The 18,596-nt window shown below is 64.9% G+C and carries 20 protein-coding genes; 15 read left to right on the top strand and 5 right to left on the bottom strand.

Going from position 1 to position 18,596, the window contains the following annotated elements; genetic code table 11:
- The coding region (gene tssA / locus E4L98_RS15560; RefSeq protein ID WP_135202469.1) for a type VI secretion system protein TssA at nt 1-740 on the bottom strand (740 nt) is incomplete at its 3' end.
- A 248-nt stretch (nt 741-988) separates the two neighbouring features.
- Here tssA and E4L98_RS15565 point away from each other — a divergent pair.
- The 4 genes from E4L98_RS15565 (at nt 989) to E4L98_RS15580 (ending at nt 3,646) form a co-directional block, all read left to right on the top strand.
- Nucleotides 989-1,561 (top strand): sigma-70 family RNA polymerase sigma factor, encoded by a 573-nt coding sequence (locus tag E4L98_RS15565; RefSeq protein WP_205746739.1) that lies wholly within the window; start codon nt 989-991, stop codon nt 1,559-1,561.
- A complete protein-coding gene (locus tag E4L98_RS15570; RefSeq protein ID WP_135202471.1) occupies nt 1,558-2,313 on the top strand; it encodes an anti-sigma factor in 756 nt (251 codons plus the stop codon). Before E4L98_RS15565 ends, E4L98_RS15570 begins: the two co-directional genes overlap by 4 nt.
- A 134-nt stretch (nt 2,314-2,447) precedes the next feature.
- The gene (locus E4L98_RS15575; RefSeq protein ID WP_205746740.1) at nt 2,448-3,236 is read left to right on the top strand and encodes a PP2C family protein-serine/threonine phosphatase; all 789 of its coding nucleotides are present in this window, start codon (nt 2,448-2,450) and stop codon (nt 3,234-3,236) included.
- Between the two features lie 62 nt (nt 3,237-3,298).
- Complete coding sequence (locus E4L98_RS15580) at nt 3,299-3,646, top strand: DUF2147 domain-containing protein (protein WP_135202473.1); 348 nt, start codon at nt 3,299-3,301, stop codon at nt 3,644-3,646.
- On the opposite strand, the gene E4L98_RS15585 is transcribed toward E4L98_RS15580, so the two are convergent.
- Entirely contained in the window at nt 3,643-4,452 is an 810-nt protein-coding gene (locus E4L98_RS15585; RefSeq protein WP_135202496.1) for a ferritin-like domain-containing protein, read from the bottom strand. The two genes, E4L98_RS15580 and E4L98_RS15585, sit on opposite strands and share 4 nt — an antisense overlap.
- A 193-nt stretch (nt 4,453-4,645) precedes the next feature.
- Here E4L98_RS15585 and E4L98_RS15590 point away from each other — a divergent pair, with 193 nt between their 5' ends.
- From E4L98_RS15590 to E4L98_RS15645, 11 genes are all read left to right on the top strand, one after another.
- Complete coding sequence (locus tag E4L98_RS15590; protein WP_135202474.1) at nt 4,646-5,182, top strand: PRC-barrel domain-containing protein; 537 nt, start codon at nt 4,646-4,648, stop codon at nt 5,180-5,182.
- A 164-nt stretch (nt 5,183-5,346) separates the two neighbouring features.
- Nucleotides 5,347-6,777 (top strand): circularly permuted type 2 ATP-grasp protein, encoded by a 1,431-nt coding sequence (locus E4L98_RS15595; RefSeq protein ID WP_135202475.1) that lies wholly within the window; start codon nt 5,347-5,349, stop codon nt 6,775-6,777.
- 19 nt (nt 6,778-6,796) lie between these two features.
- Nucleotides 6,797-7,750, top strand: coding sequence for an alpha-E domain-containing protein (locus E4L98_RS15600; RefSeq protein WP_135202476.1), 954 nt, complete (start codon nt 6,797-6,799; stop codon nt 7,748-7,750).
- Nucleotides 7,751-7,765: 15 nt separating this feature from the next.
- Nucleotides 7,766-8,566, top strand: a complete 801-nt coding sequence (locus tag E4L98_RS15605; protein WP_135202477.1) for a transglutaminase family protein — start codon at nt 7,766-7,768, stop codon at nt 8,564-8,566.
- Between the two features lie 42 nt (nt 8,567-8,608).
- Nucleotides 8,609-9,484 (top strand): proteasome-type protease, encoded by an 876-nt coding sequence (locus E4L98_RS15610; RefSeq protein WP_135202478.1) that lies wholly within the window; start codon nt 8,609-8,611, stop codon nt 9,482-9,484.
- Between the two features lie 56 nt (nt 9,485-9,540).
- Entirely contained in the window at nt 9,541-9,924 is a 384-nt protein-coding gene (locus tag E4L98_RS15615) for an Hpt domain-containing protein (protein WP_135202479.1), read from the top strand.
- Nucleotides 9,925-10,312: 388 nt separating this feature from the next.
- Nucleotides 10,313-10,741 carry a hypothetical protein gene (locus E4L98_RS15620; protein ID WP_135202480.1) on the top strand — a complete coding sequence of 143 codons (429 nt, stop codon included), beginning with the start codon at nt 10,313-10,315 and terminating at the stop codon, nt 10,739-10,741.
- 72 nt (nt 10,742-10,813) lie between these two features.
- The gene (locus E4L98_RS15625) at nt 10,814-11,725 is read left to right on the top strand and encodes a LysR family transcriptional regulator (protein WP_135202481.1); all 912 of its coding nucleotides are present in this window, start codon (nt 10,814-10,816) and stop codon (nt 11,723-11,725) included.
- Between the two features lie 94 nt (nt 11,726-11,819).
- Nucleotides 11,820-12,635: a P-loop NTPase family protein gene (locus tag E4L98_RS15630; protein WP_229257409.1), complete on the top strand. Its 816-nt coding sequence runs from the start codon at nt 11,820-11,822 to the stop codon at nt 12,633-12,635.
- 857 nt (nt 12,636-13,492) lie between these two features.
- On the top strand, nt 13,493-15,109 hold the full coding sequence (gene nadB / locus E4L98_RS15640; protein ID WP_135202482.1) for an L-aspartate oxidase: 1,617 nt from the start codon (nt 13,493-13,495) through the stop codon (nt 15,107-15,109).
- Nucleotides 15,106-15,645, top strand: coding sequence for a GNAT family N-acetyltransferase (locus E4L98_RS15645; RefSeq protein ID WP_135202483.1), 540 nt, complete (start codon nt 15,106-15,108; stop codon nt 15,643-15,645). The genes nadB and E4L98_RS15645 overlap by 4 nt, the downstream gene beginning before the upstream one ends.
- 2 nt (nt 15,646-15,647) lie before the next feature.
- On the opposite strand, the gene E4L98_RS30725 is transcribed toward E4L98_RS15645, so the two are convergent.
- The 3 genes from E4L98_RS30725 to nadA all read right to left on the bottom strand — a co-directional run bounded on the left by E4L98_RS30725 (nt 15,648) and on the right by nadA (nt 18,544).
- Complete coding sequence (locus E4L98_RS30725) at nt 15,648-16,430, bottom strand: PEP-CTERM sorting domain-containing protein (RefSeq protein WP_229257410.1); 783 nt, start codon at nt 16,428-16,430, stop codon at nt 15,648-15,650.
- Between the two features lie 105 nt (nt 16,431-16,535).
- Nucleotides 16,536-17,402: a carboxylating nicotinate-nucleotide diphosphorylase gene (gene nadC / locus E4L98_RS15655; RefSeq protein ID WP_135202484.1), complete on the bottom strand. Its 867-nt coding sequence runs from the start codon at nt 17,400-17,402 to the stop codon at nt 16,536-16,538.
- Entirely contained in the window at nt 17,399-18,544 is a 1,146-nt protein-coding gene (gene nadA, locus E4L98_RS15660; protein WP_135202485.1) for a quinolinate synthase NadA, read from the bottom strand. Before nadA ends, nadC begins: the two co-directional genes overlap by 4 nt.
- Between the last annotated feature and the right edge of the window lie 52 nt (nt 18,545-18,596).

Here is an 18,596-nt window from a genome sequence, read left to right on the forward strand (position 1 = left end):
GCGCGCAGATGCGGCCGGACCGCGTCCGCCGCGCGGCGCAGCACCGTCGCCAGCGGCTCCAGGTCCAGCGCGCTGCCGACGCCGACGCGCGCCGTCAATTCCTGTTCGATGCGCTGCGTGATGGCCAGCGCGTGCTCCAGCGCGGACACCATCTGCGCCAGCTGTTCCTGTGCGGCGGCACTGAACACCGCATCCCGCATCGACTTGCGCCCGTCATCTTCGGACTCGCGTTCGCCGGCCGCCTGCTCGATGTCGCGCAGGGAGACGCTGCCAACCGCGCGCACCTGTGCCAGCGGCGCGTCGCGCAGATCGCGCAGCAACGCGCTGCTCTGGCACAGCGCCGCCAGTACGTTCACGCGCAGCATCGGATCGTTGCCGTCATCGGGGTCGAGCTGCGGATGGACGTGATCCCACTGCCTTGTCAGCAGTTCCGCCAGCAGGGTCAGTCCCGCCGCCAGTCCCGGCACGCCCTCCAGTTTCAGCAGCGCGCGCGTCAGCGTCATGGCGATGCGCAGATCGCGGCAACGTTCCATCAGTTGCAGCGCCAGCATGCGTACTTCGATCCAGTCGGGCGGCGTCGCCGGCGTCAGCGTGCTGCCATATTCGACTTCCGGTTTGCCGCGGGCCGCCTGCTCCAGTGCCTGGAACTGCGGGTCGTATTCGAGATTGTCGCCACAGGGCGCGGCGTCGCTCAGTGGTGCGGTCAGGGCCGCGATATCGATCAGTGTGTTGTCGCTCATGCCGGGACTTACGCGGGCATGGCGAGATTGGATGCAGGTGGTCGCTGAAAAGTTACAAATTCTTACTTCGTGTCGCTGCACACCGCAGTAAATCAGGCTGTAGGCGAAAAAAAACTGGCTATAATCGCGCTCGTTTCAACGGCCGAACACCATCAGCCACAAGAGTTATCCCGATAGAGTCACCTATATTTGTCACCCACTTTATCTCCATGCATATGCTTACACACACACCGGAAAACCAGCGTCTGGTGGACCTGCTGCAGCGCGTCTCCCTACAGGATCATGCGGCCTTTAAACAGCTGTATGACCTCACCAGCGCACACTTGTATGGCGTCGCGGTGCGCTTCGCGCGCAGGCGCGAACTGGCTGACGAGATCCTTCAGGATGCCTACATCAATGTATGGCAGCAGGCGGGCAGTTACGCCGCCACCCTGTCGACGCCGATGACGTGGCTGATCAGCATCGTGCGCAACAAGTCGCTGGACCGCCTGCGCAAGGGCAAGCTAGAATCCGAAAGCGCCGAATCCCACCACGACGGGGCGCCGGATCAGAGCCATGATGAAGCGGTGGACTACGTCGATCCGCACGAACTATATGCCGCCGCCACGGAGAGAATTGAATTGAACCGCTGTTTGTCCCTGCTGGAACCATCGCAACGCCAATCCCTGGCGCTGGCTTACTACAACGGCATGTCGCATTCCGAACTGGCGGATCACATGCAGGTTCCGCTGGGCACCGCCAAGGCCTGGGTGCGGCGCGGGCTGGAGCGCCTGAAGAAGTGTTTTGAAACCCTGCCGGCCGCGCAGAAAGGGACGCAATGAATTACGAACGTCCCGAGTTGCTGGAGCGCCTGGCCGGCGCTTATGTATTGGGTACCATGGCGGCACGCGCGCGTCCGCGCTTTGCACGCCTGCTGGCCGAATCGCCGAACGCGCAGCGCGCGGTGGCGCAGTGGAACAATGAACTGGCGCCGTTGTACGAAACCGTGCCGCCGATGCAGCCGCCCGCCGCGGTGTGGCAGGCCATCGACGCGCACACGCGGCCCGGCGCGGCGCGGACCAGCCCAGCGCCACGGGCCGATGCCAGTCCCGGATGGGGACAGCGGCTGCAATCGCTGCTGACCGGCTGGATGCGTCCCGCACTTGGCTTCGCGCTGGGCGCGATGCTGGCTACCGTCTTCGTTTCGCAGAACGCGCACATGTTCGGCATGCACCACATGGCGGCGTCGCTGCCAGCCAGTTATGTCGGCATCCTCGATAATGCCAACGGCGAGGCGGTGCTCACCGCCGGTTCGCACCGGCGTGGCGAGACCATGACCATCAAGCTGCTCAAGCCTATCGTCATCCCGCCCGGCATGGTGGCCCGCCTGTGGGCCGTGCCCATGGACGACGGCGCGCCGATGCCGATCACGAACGTGCCGGCCGAGGGTCGCGTCATGATCCAGCTGAAGGCCCCGGCCGAGGAAGTGTTCGCCCGCGTCAAGCTGCTGGGGGTGACGTTCGAGCGTGATCCGGAGGCGCGCAGTCCCAACATGCCGTTCGTCTTCTCCGGGCATTGCGTCAAATTCTGGTGATCGGCTGATACGGTGCGGGGTCATATTTGTCCTGTCTGCTGATACATACGCGGACAGGCGCCGATCGGATGCATCCAAAAGCTGCGGTGGTACGTATTTTTGTACATGACGTATAACTGCAGCAAGGAGCTAGCTTGGCTAACACCCTCCGCCTGACGGAGTTCCATGGACTCAGCGACACCGGCGACGTACGCGCGCACAACGAAGACAATTTTCTGATCGACACATCGCTGGCCCTGGCCGCCGTGGCCGACGGCATGGGCGGTCATCTGGCCGGCGAAGTGGCCAGCCGCGACGCCCTGGCGGTGCTGCACGCCTGCGTGGCCGCCCAGGCGCGCCATGCGCCGGCGCCCGCCGCCGATCCGGACGCCACCAACATCAATCCGCGCTGGCGCCACACCATGACGCTGCTGCAGGCGATCGAGCAGGCCAATGCCGCGCTGTATGCCGAGAACCGGGCCAATGGCCGCGGCGACGGTGCCGGCATGGGCTGTACCCTGACCGGCGTGCAGGCCATCGCGGAAATGGACGCGTTTGTCGTCTTCCACGTCGGCGACAGCCGGCTATACCGCTATCGCGACGGCGTGCTGGCGCAGCTGACGCGCGACCAGACCGCCTACCAGCTGGCCCTCGAATCCGACACGCCGGGCGCCCTGCCGCCGCAAAATCTGCTGCTGCAGGCGGTCGGCCCGTCCGCCACCGTGCAGCCCGATCTGGCGTCGCACGATTTACGCCATGGCGACCTGCTGCTGCTCTGCAGTGACGGCCTGCATGGCTGGGTGCCGCATGCCGAGCTGGAAGCCTGTCTGACCGACGCGGACGCGCCGCTACCCGCGCTGTGCGCCGGCCTGATCGCGCTGGCCAAGCGCCACAGCAGCCGCGACAACATCACTGCCCTGCTGGCGCGCTGCACCGGAACATAACTACAACTGATGCGATTTAATCGCATCGGATGTATAATCGCGGCATTGCAAAGGAGGTCACCATGAAAAAGCTGATGATGGCAGCCGGTCTTATCCTGGCAGCGCCGGCCTGGGCCGGAACTGCGGCCTGTGCCAACGGCCTGTGCGGCGCAAGCGGCCTGTCGGCCCAGGCGCTGAGCGCGGCGGCGAAGGAAGATAAACGTCCGGCCGACACGCTGCGCGAAGAACCGCGGCGCCAGCAGGCGCCGCGCGACGGCTGGCGCCGCTACCTGCCGGAGAAAGACGAGAATTACAATTGCGCGCTCAGCTTCGGCGTCGGCGGCAATCTGTCGAAGGATGGCTTTCTCGGCTCGCGCGTGCTGGGACAGACCCAGACCTGGCGCGCGCCGGCCGACAGCGGCAAAAATTAAGGCGCGGCGCTCAGCGCCAGCAGTTCGGCTTCGCTGAAACCGGCCTGGCGTCGCGCTTCCAGATTGAACGGACCGCGCAACGCCGGCGCCTTGTACTGGCGTGCCAACTCGGCGTAGGCCGCAATCGGTTCCAGGCCGCGCTGCGCGCAGAGCCAGGCATACCAGCGATTGCCGATTTCCACGTGGCCGATTTCGTCGCGCAGAATGATGTCGAGAATGCCGGCCGCCTCCTTGTCGCCGGCCTGCGCCAGCTTGTTGCGCAGCGGCGGGTTGGCATCGAGCCCGCGCGCTTCCAGGGTACGCGGCACCAGTGCCATGCGGGCCAGCACATCGCCGGTGGTTTTGCCGACCATCTCCCACAGCGCGTCATGGCCGACGAAATCGCCATAGCGGTAGCCCAGGCGCTGCAGATGCTCGTCCAGCAGCGTGAAGTGATACGCCTCTTCCCGCGCCACCCGCAGCCAGTCGCTGTAATACGCCGCCGGCAAGCCGGGAAAACGCCAGATGGCGTCCAGCGCCAGATTGATGGCGTTGAATTCGATGTGCGCCAGCGCGTGGATCAGCATGGCCCGTCCCTCTGGCGTGTTCATGGCGCGCCGTCCCACCGCCAGCGGCGGCACCAGCTCGGGCTTGTCCGGACGGCCCGGAATTTCGGCCTCGGCCGTCAGCGCGGCGTCGGGGTCGGGCGCGCAGTCGCCGGCCGCCGATGCCGCCGCCATCGCATACACGGCCGCGACCTTGGCGCCCGGATCGCGCTCGGTCAGACATTGCAGCGCGCGGGCGCGCAGTTCCTGTGATACCGCCATCATCTTCCTTCCAAATCCAACGAGGGCGATAGTGTAGCAAATCGCCTCCGCTTTCCTAGGTTCCCCGGGAACTCATCCCCGTCCTACACCAACACTGCACGCGCACCTATACCTCAACCGTCGCCATGACCCCATGATAGCCATGTCAACGCGTCACTGGACGCGAGACCTTACTAATCATCCGGAGACCATCATGAGCTATCTAGACCGCGACACCTATGGCATTTATCGCAGCGACGACGACAACCAGGGCCCCGGCCCGCGGCTGATGGGCGCCGACACGCTGATCGGCGAAGACGTCTACAACCGCCAGGACGAAGACCTGGGCGACATCAAGGAAATCATGCTCGACATGCGCAGCGGCCAGGTGGCCTACGCGGTGCTGTCGTTCGGCGGCTGGCTGGGCATGGGCGACAAGCTGTTTGCCGTGCCTTGGCAGGCGCTGCAGTTGGACACCGCCAATAAGCGCTTCCTGCTGGACGTGTCGAAGGACCAGCTGAAAAACGCCCCCGGTTTCGACGAGGATGACTGGCCTGACATGGCCAGCACCGAGTTCAACACCCAGATCCACAACTTCTACGGCACCCGCCAGAACGTGCCGGGCGGCGTCACCTCGACCGGCAGCGTGATGGGTACCGGCACCGGCAGCCTGCAGAGCGATCCCGGCTATGGCAGCAGCACCGGGCTGGGTTCGACCGGCAGCAGCAATATCGACCGTGGCAACATCTAAGCCGGCGCCGGCCTGACCGGCGCACACAATGGCTCGCCAAGGCATGCGATAGCTGCCATGCCTGGCGGGCGCCCTGCCTGGCAGGCGAGCGCACCAAAACCGGGCATTCCCCCTGGCACATTTCTTGATAGAAGAGTAAATGTGCTCAACAGGGAATGTTCGATATGGCTACCTTCTTCAATGAAATGACCGCTGACGGTCTGGCACATACAGCCAGCACCGAGATCCGTGACCACTACCGCGAATTCTGCGGCTGGCTGCAGCGCCAGTCGGCCGACACCATCGAACGCAAGCGCGCCGAGGCCGATCTGGCTTTCCGCCGGGTCGGCATCACCTTTGCCGTCTATGGCGACGATGCCGGTACCGAACGCCTGATCCCGTTCGATACCATCCCGCGCATCATCCCGGCGGCCGAATGGAAACAGCTGCAGGCCGGGCTGACCCAGCGCGTCCAGGCGCTGAACATGTTCGTCCACGATATCTATCACGACCAGAACATCATCAAGGCCGGCATCATCCCGGCCGAGCAGATCTACCGCAATGCCCAGTACCGGCCCGAGATGCAGGGCATCAACGTCGCATCCGACATCTACGCCCATATCGCCGGCGTCGACATCGTGCGCGCCGGCCAGGGCGAATTCTATGTGCTGGAAGATAATCTGCGCGTGCCTTCCGGCGTATCCTATATGCTGGAAGACCGCAAGATGATGATGCGGCTGTTTCCCGAACTGTTCGCGCGCAACCGCATCGCCCCGGTCGACCACTATCCCGACTTGCTGCTGGACAACCTGCGCTCGGTCGCGCCGATGGGCATCAACGACCCCACGGTGGTGGTGATGACGCCCGGCATGTACAACTCGGCCTACTTCGAGCACGCCTTCCTGGCCCAGCAGATGGGCGTCGAGCTGGTCGAAGGCAAAGACCTGTTCGTCAACGACAACACCGTGTTCATGCGCACCACGCGCGGTCCCAAGCGGGTGGACGTGATCTACCGCCGCCTGGACGACGATTTCCTCGATCCGCTGGCGTTCCGCTCCGATTCCTCGCTCGGCGTGCCGGGGCTGCTGTCGGTCTACCGCGCCGGCCGCGTCACGCTGGCCAACGCCATCGGCACCGGCGTGGCCGACGACAAATCGATCTACCCCTACGTGCCGGACATGATCAAGTTCTACCTGTCCGAGCAGCCGGTGCTGAACAACGTGCCGACCTACCAGTGCCGCAGGAAGGAAGACCTCGACTACACCCTGGCCAATCTGCCCGATCTGGTGGTCAAGGAAGTGCACGGCGCCGGCGGTTACGGCATGCTGGTCGGCCCGGCCTCGAGCCGCGCGCAGATCGAAGACTTCCGCGCCCGCCTGCTGGCCCGGCCGGACGGCTACATCGCCCAGCCGACCCTGGCCCTGTCGGCCTGCCCGACCTACGTCGAAAACGGCATCGCCCCGCGCCACATCGACCTGCGCCCCTTCGTCCTGTCCGGCAAGACCATCTCCATGGTGCCGGGCGGCCTGACGCGCGTGGCGCTGCAGGAAGGCTCGCTGGTGGTGAACTCGTCGCAGGGCGGCGGCACCAAGGATACCTGGATACTCGAACGATAACGCGAACCAAGGAGACGCTATGCTCAGCCGTACCGCCGACCACCTGTTCTGGATGGCCCGCTACACCGAGCGCGCGGAAAACACCGCGCGCATGCTGGACGTGAACGTGCAGACCTCGATGCTGCCGCAGTCCGACGCCGAAAATGCCGAAGGCTGGCGCGCGCTGCTCGGCATCTCCGAGCTGCAATACGCGTTCAACCGCAAATACCAGTCGCTGCAGGCGCGCGAAGTGATCGATTTCATGGTGCGCGATCCCGGCAATCCCTCGTCGATCGTCGCCTGTCTGACCCAGGCGCGCGAAAATGCCCGCGCCGTGCGCGGCGTCCTGACCACGGAAGTGTGGGAAATCCAGAACCAGACCTGGCTGGACATGCAGCGCCATCTGAACAGCCAACAGCTCGAAAACGATCCCAGCAAATTCTTCGAATGGGTCAAATACCGCTCCCACCTGTCGCGCGGCGTCACGGTGGGCACCATGCTGCGCGACGAGGCCGTGCATTTCATCCGCCTCGGCACCTTCCTCGAGCGGGCCGACAACACCGCCCGCATCCTCGACGTCAAATACCACGGCGGCGCGGCCGAAACCGCCAGTGGCGAAGGCATGAGCCAGCGCGACTTCTATTACTGGGGCGCGCTGCTGCGCTCGGTCTCCGGCTTTGAAATCTACCGCAAGGTCTACCGTGACGTCATCACGCCGGCGCGCATCGCCGAACTGCTGATGCTGCGCGCCGACATGCCGCGCTCGCTGCTGGCCTGCATGGATGAAGTGGTCCAGAACCTGCATGCGGTGCGCAATGACGTCTCGGCCGACACCGAGCGCTTCGCCGGCCGCCTGCGCGCCCAGCTGGAGTTCGGCAAGATCGAAGACATCCTGGCGGAGGGCTTGCACGACACCCTGACCCGCTTCCTGGCCGACATCTACCAACTGGGCAATCGCGTCAGCCGCGATTTCCTGGTGCCGCTGGCGGCATAAGCGAAAGGCGACCCCATGCATCTGACCATCCGCCACGAAACCCGTTATTCCTACACCGAACCGCTGGCCTACACCATCCAGCAGTTGCACCTGACGCCGCGCGTGGAGCCGCAGCAGCACGTGCTGTCGTGGCAGCTTGCCGCGCCCGGCCATCTGCACAGCTACACCGACGCCTACGGCAACCTGTCGCACATGATGACCATGGACGCGCCGCACAACACCCTCGCCATCGTCGCCTACGGCGTGGTGGACACGGTGGCGCCGGATCGCGGCCGCATCGTCGCCGACGGCCTGTCGCCGCTGATCTTCACGGTGCCGACGCGGATGACGGCGGCCACGCCCGGCATCCTGGAACTGGCCGCCTCCTGCCTGCCGGACGGCAAGGCCATGACGCGCGACCTGATGTCGCTCGCCGAGCACATCTTTGGTGCGGTCCGCTACCAAAGCGGTGCGACCGCGGTCGACACCACGGCCAGCGATGCGCTGGCGCTGGGCCAGGGCGTGTGCCAGGACCATGCCCACCTGTTCCTGGCCTGCTGCCACGCGCACGGCATCCCGGCGCGCTACGTGTCCGGCTATATCGATCCCGAAAACACCGCGCACGCCGCCAGCCACGCCTGGGTCGACGCCTGGGCCGAGGACCGCGACTACACCGGCTGGGTCAGCATCGACGTGACCCACGCGCGGCTGATGACCGATGCCTATTGCCGCCTGGCGATCGGCCGCGACTACGACGGCGCGGCGCCGGTGCGCGGCGTGCGGCGCGGTGGCGGCACCGAGTCTCTGAGCGTTGACGTACAGATCGTGCCGCAATGACGGGTGTAAAATAACGATACTTATAATCAAGAAGTTAAAACCATGACATATTGTGTGGCCATGCGCCTGGATGCCGGACTGGTGTTTCTGTCCGATTCGCGGACCAACGCCGGCGTGGATCAGGTCGGCACGTTTCGCAAGATGAGCGTGTTCGAAGTGCCCGGCGACCGCATGATGGTCATGATGACGGCCGGAAATCTGTCGATCTCGCAATCGATCCGCCAGCTGGTGTCCGAGCTCAGGACCGAGGACGGCCACAGCATCTGGAACGCGCCCAATATGTACGAGGCGGCGCGCCTGCTCGGCCAGGCCGTGCGCCAGGTCCACGAGCGCGACGCGCAATCGCTGTCGGCATTCGGCATCGAATTCAATGTCAGCATCATTTTCGGCGGTCAGATCAAGGGCGAGCGCTGCCGGCTGTTCCAGATTTACTCGGCCGGCAACTTTATCGAGGCGCACGACGAAAACACGTATTTCCAGATCGGCGAGGCCAAATACGGCAAGCCCATCATCGACCGCGTGGTCAGTCCGGTCACGTCGCTGGACGATGCCGCCAAATGCGCGCTGATTTCCATGGATTCGACGCTGCGCTCCAATGTCTCGGTGGGCCTGCCGCTGGACCTGCTGGTGTACGAGTCCGACCGGCTGGCGGTGACCCATTTTGTAACAATTGATGAACGCAACGCCTACTTCCAGATGATACGCAGCACCTGGGGCGACCAGCTGAAAAGCGTGTTCGAAGGGCTGGACAAGCCGGTCTGGAACGCCGCGCCCGAGACCGCCGGCAGTGTGTTGCATTCTGCCAACACCAGCGGCAAGCCGCTGCGCGTGGCGCCGCCGTCCGGCGCCGGCGCCGCGGTGCCGGTCAACGCGCCACTGCAAACCCTGGCACAGCAATTCCATGACGGCCAGCAATAAGGACGCGGCCGCTGGCGCGCCTATGTTAGGATGAGCCGTTCTGTCCTGGAGCCCGTATGACCGAAGCCACATCCGAAGAAAGCATCTTCGCGGTAGACACCCTGTTGAAATACATGGGGAATGACGACAAGGCCCTCGGCATCGTCAGCAAGATCGTCCGCGATGCCTGTGCGCCGCGCATGCTGCCGTTCGAACAAGCCGGCGCTGCCCTGCGCGAGCAGCGCCCTGCCGATGCCGGCAAGATCTTCCACAGCCTGCGCGGCTCGGTGGGCACGCTCGGCGCCAGGCGCCTGGTGGCCGCCTCGCTGGCGCTTGAAAAGGCCATCGCGGAGCAGCGCGCCGACGCCATCCCGGCGCTGTTTGCCACCGCCGAGGCGGAGTATCGCCTGGTGCTGCGCCACGCCGACGACTGGCTGCAGCGTCACGCGCCGTCGGCCTGAGCCCTTCCCCGTGCCGGGCGCGCGCGTCCGGCGTCCGCCTTATCATTCACGATTTATGAAGTCGCGTCCTTGTTGCGTCGCAGCATGGGTGCGCTTTTCGCTTGACATTTTTCTCATTAACGAATGGTTACAAATATTACAGAGCTGAGCAATCTGCAGGGAAGTTGCGAAAATTCTTCATGCTAATATCGCCAGCATTGAAGTGACGCATCAATAAACGTTAATGTGCGTCATTACTTACGACAACTTTGTAGAATCCGGATGCGAACGTTGCAAATTGCATGTTATTGCGTATTAGACAATTTGCCACAACGCAAGTATAATGGTGCGACGCATCGTGCTCATTGTCTCCGTGCTGTTTTGCTTTAATCAGGGGTATTGAAAACTTATGGATTTATTCAACAAGTCTGGCGTGTTGGTGGCTTCCTTGCTGGTCTCGGTGGGCGCCCTGATCGCCTGCCAGGCGCAGGAAGACGCGGTGCCCTCGCCGACCGTGATTGAAGCGGCCGCCATGCAGCTGGGACCGGCAGGCCAGCCCGCCGCCGAACGCCGTCTGCAGGAATGGGCCGAGCAAGGCTCGCCGGTGGCCCAGCGCGAACTGGCGCTGCGCTACCTGTCCAATCCGGCCAAGCGCCATGAAGCGATGGAACTGTTCGAGCGCGCCGCCAGCGCCGGCGACGCCCAGGCGGCCGTCGGCCTGGTCGGCATGACGCACGAGGCCACGGTCAGCGCCAACGCCGGCACGGGGGCCGGCGCCGCCATCAGCGCCGGCCGCGTGCTCAAGGAAGCCGCCACCGCCAACTACATCGCCCATTGAGTTGACGTTTTTCTCAACAAACAAGCCGCTGTCGCGGCTTTTTTGTTGCCTTGTAACGGAACGGAGTGAGCTATGGATCGCTTGCGCGCGCTGGAAGTGTTCGTGGAAGTCGTCAAACGCGACGGTTTTGCCCGTGCCGCCGAGGCATTGGACACGTCTCCGGCCAACGTCACCCGCTACATCAGCGATCTCGAAGCGCACCTGCACACGCGGCTGCTGAACCGCAGCTCGCGCAAGATGTCGCTGACCTCGAGCGGCGAAGCGCTGTTCGAACGCGCCCGCTCCATCCTCGACGACGTGGCCGAGGCCGAAGCCATCGTCTCATCGGCCACCATGCAGCCGCACGGCGTACTGCGCATCAACGCCCCGCTGAGCTTCGGCGTGCTGCACCTGGCGCCGCTGTGGCCCAAATTCGCCCGGCTGTATCCCGAGGTGCGGCTGGACATCGCGCTGATCGACCGCGTGGTCGATATCGTCGAGGAAGGCTACGACATGGCGATCCGCATTTCGCGCGCCGGCTCGGCGTCGCACGTGGCGCGCAAGCTGGCCAGCTCGCGCAACGTGCTGTGCGCCGCGCCCGACTACCTCGCCCGCCACGGCATGCCGCTGCAGCCGCGGGATTTGCTGGCGCACGCCTGCATCGGCTACAGCTATGCCGCCACCGCCGACGAATGGCAGCTGCTGGACGCCGACGGCCAGCAGCACGCGGTCAAGGTGCGCTGCGTGATGCACACCAACAATGGCGACACCGCGCGCGCCGCCGCGCTGGGCGGCATGGGACTGATCTGGCAACCCACTTTTCTGGTCGGCGCCGACCTGCGCGCCGGCCGCCTGCGGCGCGTGCTGCCCGACTACCATCTGGCGGACATGGACGTGCTCGCGGTCTACCCGAGCCGCCGCCACCTGAGCGCCAAGGTGCGCGTGCTGATCGATTTCCTGGTGCAGGAATTTGCCGGCACGCCGCCATGGGACCGCGCTGACTGATTTCGGCCCATAAAAATCCCCTCGCCCGTTTGAGGCACATCATCCGGCTCGACTGCGCTGGCGCAGATACTGGCTATCTGGAGGACAGGCCGCGATGCAAACTCAGACTCAGGAAGCATTCCACTCGCAGTTGCGGGCGTTCACGCGCCGGCACCGCGCCGGCCACTGGGCCGGCAGCTTCAGCGACTTCATGCAGCAGGTGGTGCCGGCCGCGCCGGCCCGGCTGGCGCGCAACTCGCACCAATACATCTGGGACATGCTGTGCTGGAGCGGACAGGAGGACGGTGACGGCAAGCTGCGCTGCAGCCTGTTTGCCGACGAACTGTTCGGCGTCGACGATGCGCTGGCGCGCGTGGCCGACTACTTCAAGGCGGCCGCCGCCGGTTCCGAAGTCGGCCGCCGCCTGCTTTTGCTGCTGGGCCCGCCTTCGGGCGGCAAGTCGACCCTGGTCATCCGCCTCAAGCGCGGGCTGGAGGAATACAGCTACACCGATGCCGGCGCGCTGTACGCCATCGCCGGCTGTCCGGTGCGCGAATCGCCGCTGCACCTGGTGCCGCACACGCTGCGCGCCGGTTTTCGCGACAGCTACGGCGTCGAGGTCGCCGGTGAACTGTGTCCGGCCTGCCGCACGCGTTTGCAGCACGAGCTGGGCGGCGACTTCCTGCGCATGCCGGTCGAGCGCATCTTCATCTCGGAAGCCGGCCGCAGCGCCATCGGCACCTACGCGCCGCACGACCCCAACAGCGCCGACATCGCCGACCTGGTCGGCTCGGTGGACCTGGCCAAGGTGGCCGAGTTCGGCGACGAGGGCGATCCGCGCGCCTGGTCGTGGTCCGGCGCGGTGTACGCGGCCAGCCGCGGCGTGCTGGAGATGATCGAAATCCTCAAGGTCAAGCGCGAGTTCCTGTAGCTGGGCTGCAGCGTGTCGATGCGGATCTGGCACGCCTCGCGCTCGAAGAAGGTGGCGGCGTCGGTGACCGGCACGCCGCCCACCGCGCATTCCAGCAGCTGGCGCACCGGGAAGGCGCCGTTGCGGCGGTCCACCACCGTCACCACGATTTCATCGGCGGCGTAGCGCCGCGCCAGGGTCAGCAGCGGCAGATCGGCCGGCAGCAGCAGCGACGGCGGCACCGCGCGCATCTCGCCGGCCACCGGCAGAAAGCCGATCACGCGGAACGGGTGGAAGTCCGGCCGGCTTTCCGCCAGTTCCAGGCATTCGCGCGCCATGGCGCCGTCGCCGACGATCAGCAAGCGCTGCTCCAGCATGCTCGAGCGGGCCGAGGTGAACACCACCAGCCGCGCCAGCAGCACCGCGCCCGCGCCCAGCACGAACACGGTGCCGGCCAGCCGCCCCGGCGCCACCAGGTGCATCAAGCCGAAGCCAAGCACGAACGACGGCGCGATGCGCAGCACCACGCCCTTGATGTGCTCGCGTGGCGGATGGTGGCGGTACATGCCCAGCGTGCCCATGCTGAACACCATCACCAGCGCGAACGCCAGCGCGGTCTGCCACAGCGGCGCGCTGGCCAGCGCCGCCGCCAGCAGGATGCACAGCTCCAGCACCAGCAGCATCAGCGCCATCCTGGAAACATAATGATGAAATATCCTGATCACGGTAAGCTCCCGACGGGAGCTACCATGATGAAGAACAGTTAACGCGGCTGTTTTGAGCGCCCACAACCACGCTGCAAAAAGAGGCTTTTATGACGCGGCTATGACAAATAGCTTATAGTCATGGTTCTTTAGTGCACTTTCACCATTCGAATCATGAAATTTGATGTTGCAATTGTCGGCAGCGGACTGGCCGGCCTGTCTGTCGCGCTGCACCTGGCCGAAACCCGTACCGTCGCAATCATTTCCAAACGTGCGCTCAAGGATGGCGCCAGCAACTGGGCCCAGGGCGGCATCGCCGCCGTGCTCGATTCGGGCGACAGCCACACCCAGCACATCGACGACACGCTGATCGCCGGCGCCGGCCTGTGCGACGAAGGCGCCACCCGCTACATCGTCGAGCACGGTCGCGAAGCGATCGAATGGCTGATCGAACAAGGTGTGCCGTTCACCAAAGACGAGTCGGCCGAACTGGGCTTCCACCTGACGCGCGAAGGCGGCCACAGCCAGCGGCGCATCATCCACGCCGCCGACGCCACCGGCAACGCGGTACAGACCACGCTGGAACAGAAGGTCCGCGCCCACCCCAACATCACACTGTTCGAGCACCACTGCGCGGTCGACCTGATCACCTCCGACAAGCTGCACCCGGGCCGGAAAGGCAGCGCCCAGCCGCAGTGCTACGGCCTGTACGTGCAGGACGAGCATACCGGTCAGGTACACACGTTTGCGGCGGAACACACCATCATGTGTACCGGCGGCGCCGGCAAAGTGTACCTGTACACCACCAACCCGGACACCGCCAGCGGCGACGGCATCGCCATGGCGTGGCGCGCCGGCTGTCGCGTGGCCAACATGGAATTCATCCAGTTCCACCCGACCTGCCTGTACCACCCGTACGCCAAATCGTTCCTGATCACGGAGGCGATCCGCGGCGAAGGCGGTCTGCTCAAGCTGCCGCCGGAAGCCGGCGCCGCCGCCGGTCAGCGCTTCATGCTGGCCCACGACGAGCGCGCCGAACTGGCGCCGCGCGACGTGGTGGCGCGTGCCATCGACTTCGAGATCAAGAAGCGCGGTCTGGATTGCGTCCACCTCGACATCAGCCACAAGCCGGCCGAATTTCTGATCGAGCACTTCCCGACCATTTACGCGCGCTGCATGGAGCTCGGCATCGACATCACCAAGGAGCCGATCCCGGTGGTGCCGGCCGCCCACTACACCTGCGGCGGCATCGTCACCGACATGCACGGCCGCACCGACCTGCCCGGCCTGTACGCAGTCGGTGAAACCGCCTGCACCGGCCTGCACGGCGCCAACCGCCTGGCCAGCAACTCGCTGCTGGAATGCGTGGTGATCGGCCGCGCCTGCGCGATGGACATCACCTCCCGTGAAAAAGGCGAAGTGCCCTACCTGCCCGACTGGGACGAAAGCCGCGTCACCGACGCCGACGAGGAAGTGGTGATCTCCCACAACTGGGACGAACTGCGCCGCTTCATGTGGAATTACGTCGGCATCGTCCGCACCACCAAGCGCCTGGAACGCGCCCAGCACCGCATCGCGCTGCTGAAGGAAGAAATCGACGAGTACTACCAGAACTTCCGCGTCACGCACGACCTGCTGGAACTGCGCAACCTGGTGGAAGTGGCCAGCCTGATCGTCAACAGCGCGCTGCTGCGGCGCGAGAGCCGCGGCCTGCACTTCAGCCGCGACTATCCGGCCACGCTGGCCAAGGCGCTGCCGACCATCCTGACACCGCCGCGGCGCAAGCAATGACCGTCGTCCGCCACGCCACGCCGGCCGACATCCCGGCCATGGAGGCGCTGATCGCGCGCTCCGGGATCGAACTCAGCGCCGGCTTTTACACGCCCGAACAGGCGCGGGCGGTCACGCGCCATGTGTTTGGCGTCGATACCCAGCTGGTGGCGGACCAGACCTATTTTGTGATCGAACAGGACGGCCGCCTGGCGGCTTGCGGCGGCTGGAGCAAACGCAGCACGCTGTTCGGCGCCGACCGCGCCAAGCAAGGCGCCGACCCGCTGCTGGACCCGGCCAGCGACCCGGCGCGCATCCGCGCGTTTTTTGTCGAACCGGCGTATGCGCGCCGGGGACTGGGCCGCATGCTGCTGCAATACTGCAGCGACGCGGCGGTCGCCGGCGGTTTCCGGACGTTGGAACTGGCGGCCACCATGCCCGGTGTGCCGCTGTATCAGGCGTGCGGCTTCGAGATCGTCGAGCCGATCGAGATCACTTTGCCAGGGGATGGCGGCAGCGTGACCGTGCCTTTGGCGCGCATGCGCAAGACGATATAGTCTCAGGCAGAGTTCTTGCGGCGCGCGACCGCGCCCAGCAGGCCCAGGCCCGCCAGCAGCATGCCGTAGGTTTCCGGCTCGGGCACGGGCGGCGCCACCGAACCGAAGCCATCGAGATAAACATAGCCGGTGTGTGCGGTCGGATTGCAGTCGGCCGCCAGCAGCGACAGGGTGAAGCTGTGGCCCGACAGCGACTGATCAATGGTCAGCTGCTCGATCTGCCACTGCGGCGTGTAGAACAAATCGCCTTCCGAGGAGAAGCGCGCATCGACGCCGGAACCGGTGTAGCCGGCGTTGTAGGTACGGCTGATCAGCAACTGGCCGGTGGTATCGTCGGTCAGGGTCAGCTTCATCACCGCCGACTCGAAGTCCTCGTGGCCGCCGTTTTCCAGCACCGCCTTCCAGGCGAAAAAGATGTTCGAATCGCTGTAGTTGTTGACCTTCTGGCTGATCGCGGTGGCGTAGCCGCCGGTAGTGGTGTCTTCGGCGCGATAGGCGTAGTTGCCGCTGTAGACCGTGGTCCCCAGCTTGGCGCCCAGGTTGGGATCGACATAGCTGCGATCGATCACCGCGCCGCGTTCGCCATCGTCGGTATACAGATCGCCGCCCGGCAGGAAGCGCGCCGGCGTCAGGTCATCGTTGTAATAAAAACTGCGGTCGCCGCCACCGGTCACCCATCCGCTGGTGCTGCCGCTTTCAAAAGCGCCATTGATAAAGCCGTCCGCCTGCGCAACGCCACCCAAACCCAGCATTGCGACCACACCCACCACGTGTCCTAGTTTCATTCAGCTTGCTCCTTTGATAAAAAGAGCCTGAATTCTATTGTTTTATTTGTTACTCAATTTAACAATTTTCAATCGTGCGCGGGTGAAGTCAACAATAAATTTTTATTACCCGACGATGCGTAAAGAATAATCGGTGGCGCGAATGTCCTTGGTCAGGCTGCCGATGGAGATACGGTCAACGCCGGTTTCGGCGATGGCGCGCACGGTGTCGAAGTTGATGCCGCCCGAAGCTTCCAGCAGGGCGCGGCCGGCATTGATCCCCACCGCCTCGCGCATCATGTCGGTGCTGAAGTTGTCCAGCAGGATGGACAGCGCGCCGACGTCCAGCGCTTCGCGCAGCTCGTCCAGCGACTCCACTTCCACCTGGATGCTCACGCCCTTGTTCAGCGCCTTGGCCGCCAGCACCGCATTGCTGATGCCGCCCGCCGCCGCGATGTGGTTTTCCTTGATCAGGATACCGTCGTACAGCGCCAGCCGCTGATTCCGGCCGCCGCCCACGCGCACCGCGTACTTCTGCGCCAGGCGCAGGCCCGGCAGGGTCTTGCGCGTGTCGAGGATGGCGGCGCGGGTGCCGGCGATCACGTCCACGTATTTGCGGGTGGCGGTGGCCACGCCGGACAACAGCTGCATGAAGTTGAGCGCGCCGCGCTCGCCGGTGAGGATGGCGCGCGCCGGGCCGCGGATGATGCAGACCTCGGTGTCGGCGCGCATCATGTCGCCCTCGGCATACTTCCAGTCGATCTCGATCCCGGCCTGCATGCAGTTCATGATGCCTTCAAACCAGGGCGCGCCGCACAGCACCGCGTCCTCGCGCACGATCACGCGCGCGATGGCCTGGCCGCCCTCCGGCACCAGCAGGCCGGTCAGGTCGCCGGTGCCCACGTCTTCCAGCAGGGCGGCCAGCAGGTTGGCCTCGAAGGCCGATTTCAGCGCATCGTCGAACGGCGCGAATGGATTGATCAAAGTACTCATGCCGGACCGATTCCCGAAAACAGTTTAGCTTCTTTCGCCAGGTCCGGACCTGGCTGCACTTTGGCCTTCTTGGCCGCCGCGAAGTCCAGCATGCGGGTGATCGAAGTCACCGCCTGCTTGCCGATTTCCGGATCGACGTGGATCTCGTTGGCGCTGCTGCCGTCCATGTTTTCCAGCAGGTCGGCCAGATTCTGCAGGCCGTTCATTGCCATCCACGGGCAGTGGGCGCAGCTCTTGCAGGTGGCGCTGTTGCCGGCCGTCGGCGCTTCGATGAAACGCTTGCCTGGCGCGGCGGCGCGCATCTTGTGCAGGATGCCGTTATCGGTGGCGACGATGAAGGTGTCGCAGTCCGATTCCACCGCGGCGTTGATGATCTGCGTGGTCGAGCCGACCACGTCGGCCAGCGCCACCACGTTGGCGGGCGATTCCGGGTGCACCAGAATTTTCGCGTGCGGATATTGCGCCTTCAGCAGCTCCAGCTCCACGCCCTTGAATTCGTCATGCACCAGGCAGGAGCCCTGCCACAGCAGCATGTCGGCGCCGGTCTGTTTCTGGATGTAGGAGCCCAGGTGCTTGTCCGGCGCCCACAGGATCTTCTTGCCCTGCTCGTGCAGGTGCCTGACGATGTCCAGGCCGATCGACGAGGTCACCATCCAGTCGGCGCGCGCCTTGACCGCGGCGCTGGTGTTGGCGTACACCACCACAGTGCGGTCGGGGTGGGCATCGCAATACGCCGCGAATTCATCGGCCGGGCAGCCCAGGTCCAGCGAGCAGGTGGCGTCCAGGTCCGGCATCAGGATGCGTTTTTCCGGGCTCAGGATCTTCGCGGTTTCGCCCATGAAGCGCACGCCGGCCACGATCAGGGTCTTGGCCGGATGATCACGGCCAAAGCGCGCCATCTCCAGCGAATCGGAGACGCAGCCGCCGGTTTCCTCGGCCAGATCCTGCAGGTCGGCGTCGACGTAATAGTGGGAGACCAGCACCGCCTGCTTTTCCTTCAGCAGGCGCTTGATGCGGGCTTTCAGTTCTTCGCGTTGTTCCGGGCTGGGCGTCGCCGGCGTGCGCGCCCAGGCATGGGCGACGCAGCTGGCGCCGTCTTGTGGATGTTCGTATTCGACGGACTTGATTTCGATGGTTTGCATGGTGTTCGGTGAGACGAAAACATTACTATGGCATAGTGCGAAAAATCCCGCT

It is taken from the genome of Duganella callida (assembly GCF_004614165.1).
GTDB classification, from domain to species: domain Bacteria; phylum Pseudomonadota; class Gammaproteobacteria; order Burkholderiales; family Burkholderiaceae_D; genus Rugamonas; species Rugamonas callida.

What these genes read in the sequence shown, in the direction of transcription:
- E4L98_RS15570 (WP_135202471.1), top strand. Translation starts at nt 1,558, where the DNA reads ATGAATTACGAACGTCCCGAGTTGCTGGAGCGCCTGGCCGGCGCTTAT.
- E4L98_RS15580 (WP_135202473.1), top strand. Translation starts at nt 3,299, where the DNA reads ATGAAAAAGCTGATGATGGCAGCCGGTCTTATCCTGGCAGCGCCGGCC.
- E4L98_RS15585 (WP_135202496.1), bottom strand. Translation starts at nt 4,452, where the DNA reads ATGGCGGTATCACAGGAACTGCGCGCCCGCGCGCTGCAATGTCTGACC.
- E4L98_RS15590 (WP_135202474.1), top strand. Translation starts at nt 4,646, where the DNA reads ATGAGCTATCTAGACCGCGACACCTATGGCATTTATCGCAGCGACGAC.
- E4L98_RS15595 (WP_135202475.1), top strand. Translation starts at nt 5,347, where the DNA reads ATGGCTACCTTCTTCAATGAAATGACCGCTGACGGTCTGGCACATACA.
- E4L98_RS15600 (WP_135202476.1), top strand. Translation starts at nt 6,797, where the DNA reads ATGCTCAGCCGTACCGCCGACCACCTGTTCTGGATGGCCCGCTACACC.
- E4L98_RS15605 (WP_135202477.1), top strand. Translation starts at nt 7,766, where the DNA reads ATGCATCTGACCATCCGCCACGAAACCCGTTATTCCTACACCGAACCG.
- E4L98_RS15610 (WP_135202478.1), top strand. Translation starts at nt 8,609, where the DNA reads ATGACATATTGTGTGGCCATGCGCCTGGATGCCGGACTGGTGTTTCTG.
- E4L98_RS15615 (WP_135202479.1), top strand. Translation starts at nt 9,541, where the DNA reads ATGACCGAAGCCACATCCGAAGAAAGCATCTTCGCGGTAGACACCCTG.
- E4L98_RS15620 (WP_135202480.1), top strand. Translation starts at nt 10,313, where the DNA reads ATGGATTTATTCAACAAGTCTGGCGTGTTGGTGGCTTCCTTGCTGGTC.
- E4L98_RS15625 (WP_135202481.1), top strand. Translation starts at nt 10,814, where the DNA reads ATGGATCGCTTGCGCGCGCTGGAAGTGTTCGTGGAAGTCGTCAAACGC.
- E4L98_RS15630 (WP_229257409.1), top strand. Translation starts at nt 11,820, where the DNA reads ATGCAAACTCAGACTCAGGAAGCATTCCACTCGCAGTTGCGGGCGTTC.
- nadB (WP_135202482.1), top strand. Translation starts at nt 13,493, where the DNA reads ATGAAATTTGATGTTGCAATTGTCGGCAGCGGACTGGCCGGCCTGTCT.
- E4L98_RS15645 (WP_135202483.1), top strand. Translation starts at nt 15,106, where the DNA reads ATGACCGTCGTCCGCCACGCCACGCCGGCCGACATCCCGGCCATGGAG.
- E4L98_RS30725 (WP_229257410.1), bottom strand. Translation starts at nt 16,430, where the DNA reads ATGAAACTAGGACACGTGGTGGGTGTGGTCGCAATGCTGGGTTTGGGT.
- nadC (WP_135202484.1), bottom strand. Translation starts at nt 17,402, where the DNA reads ATGAGTACTTTGATCAATCCATTCGCGCCGTTCGACGATGCGCTGAAA.
- nadA (WP_135202485.1), bottom strand. Translation starts at nt 18,544, where the DNA reads ATGCAAACCATCGAAATCAAGTCCGTCGAATACGAACATCCACAAGAC.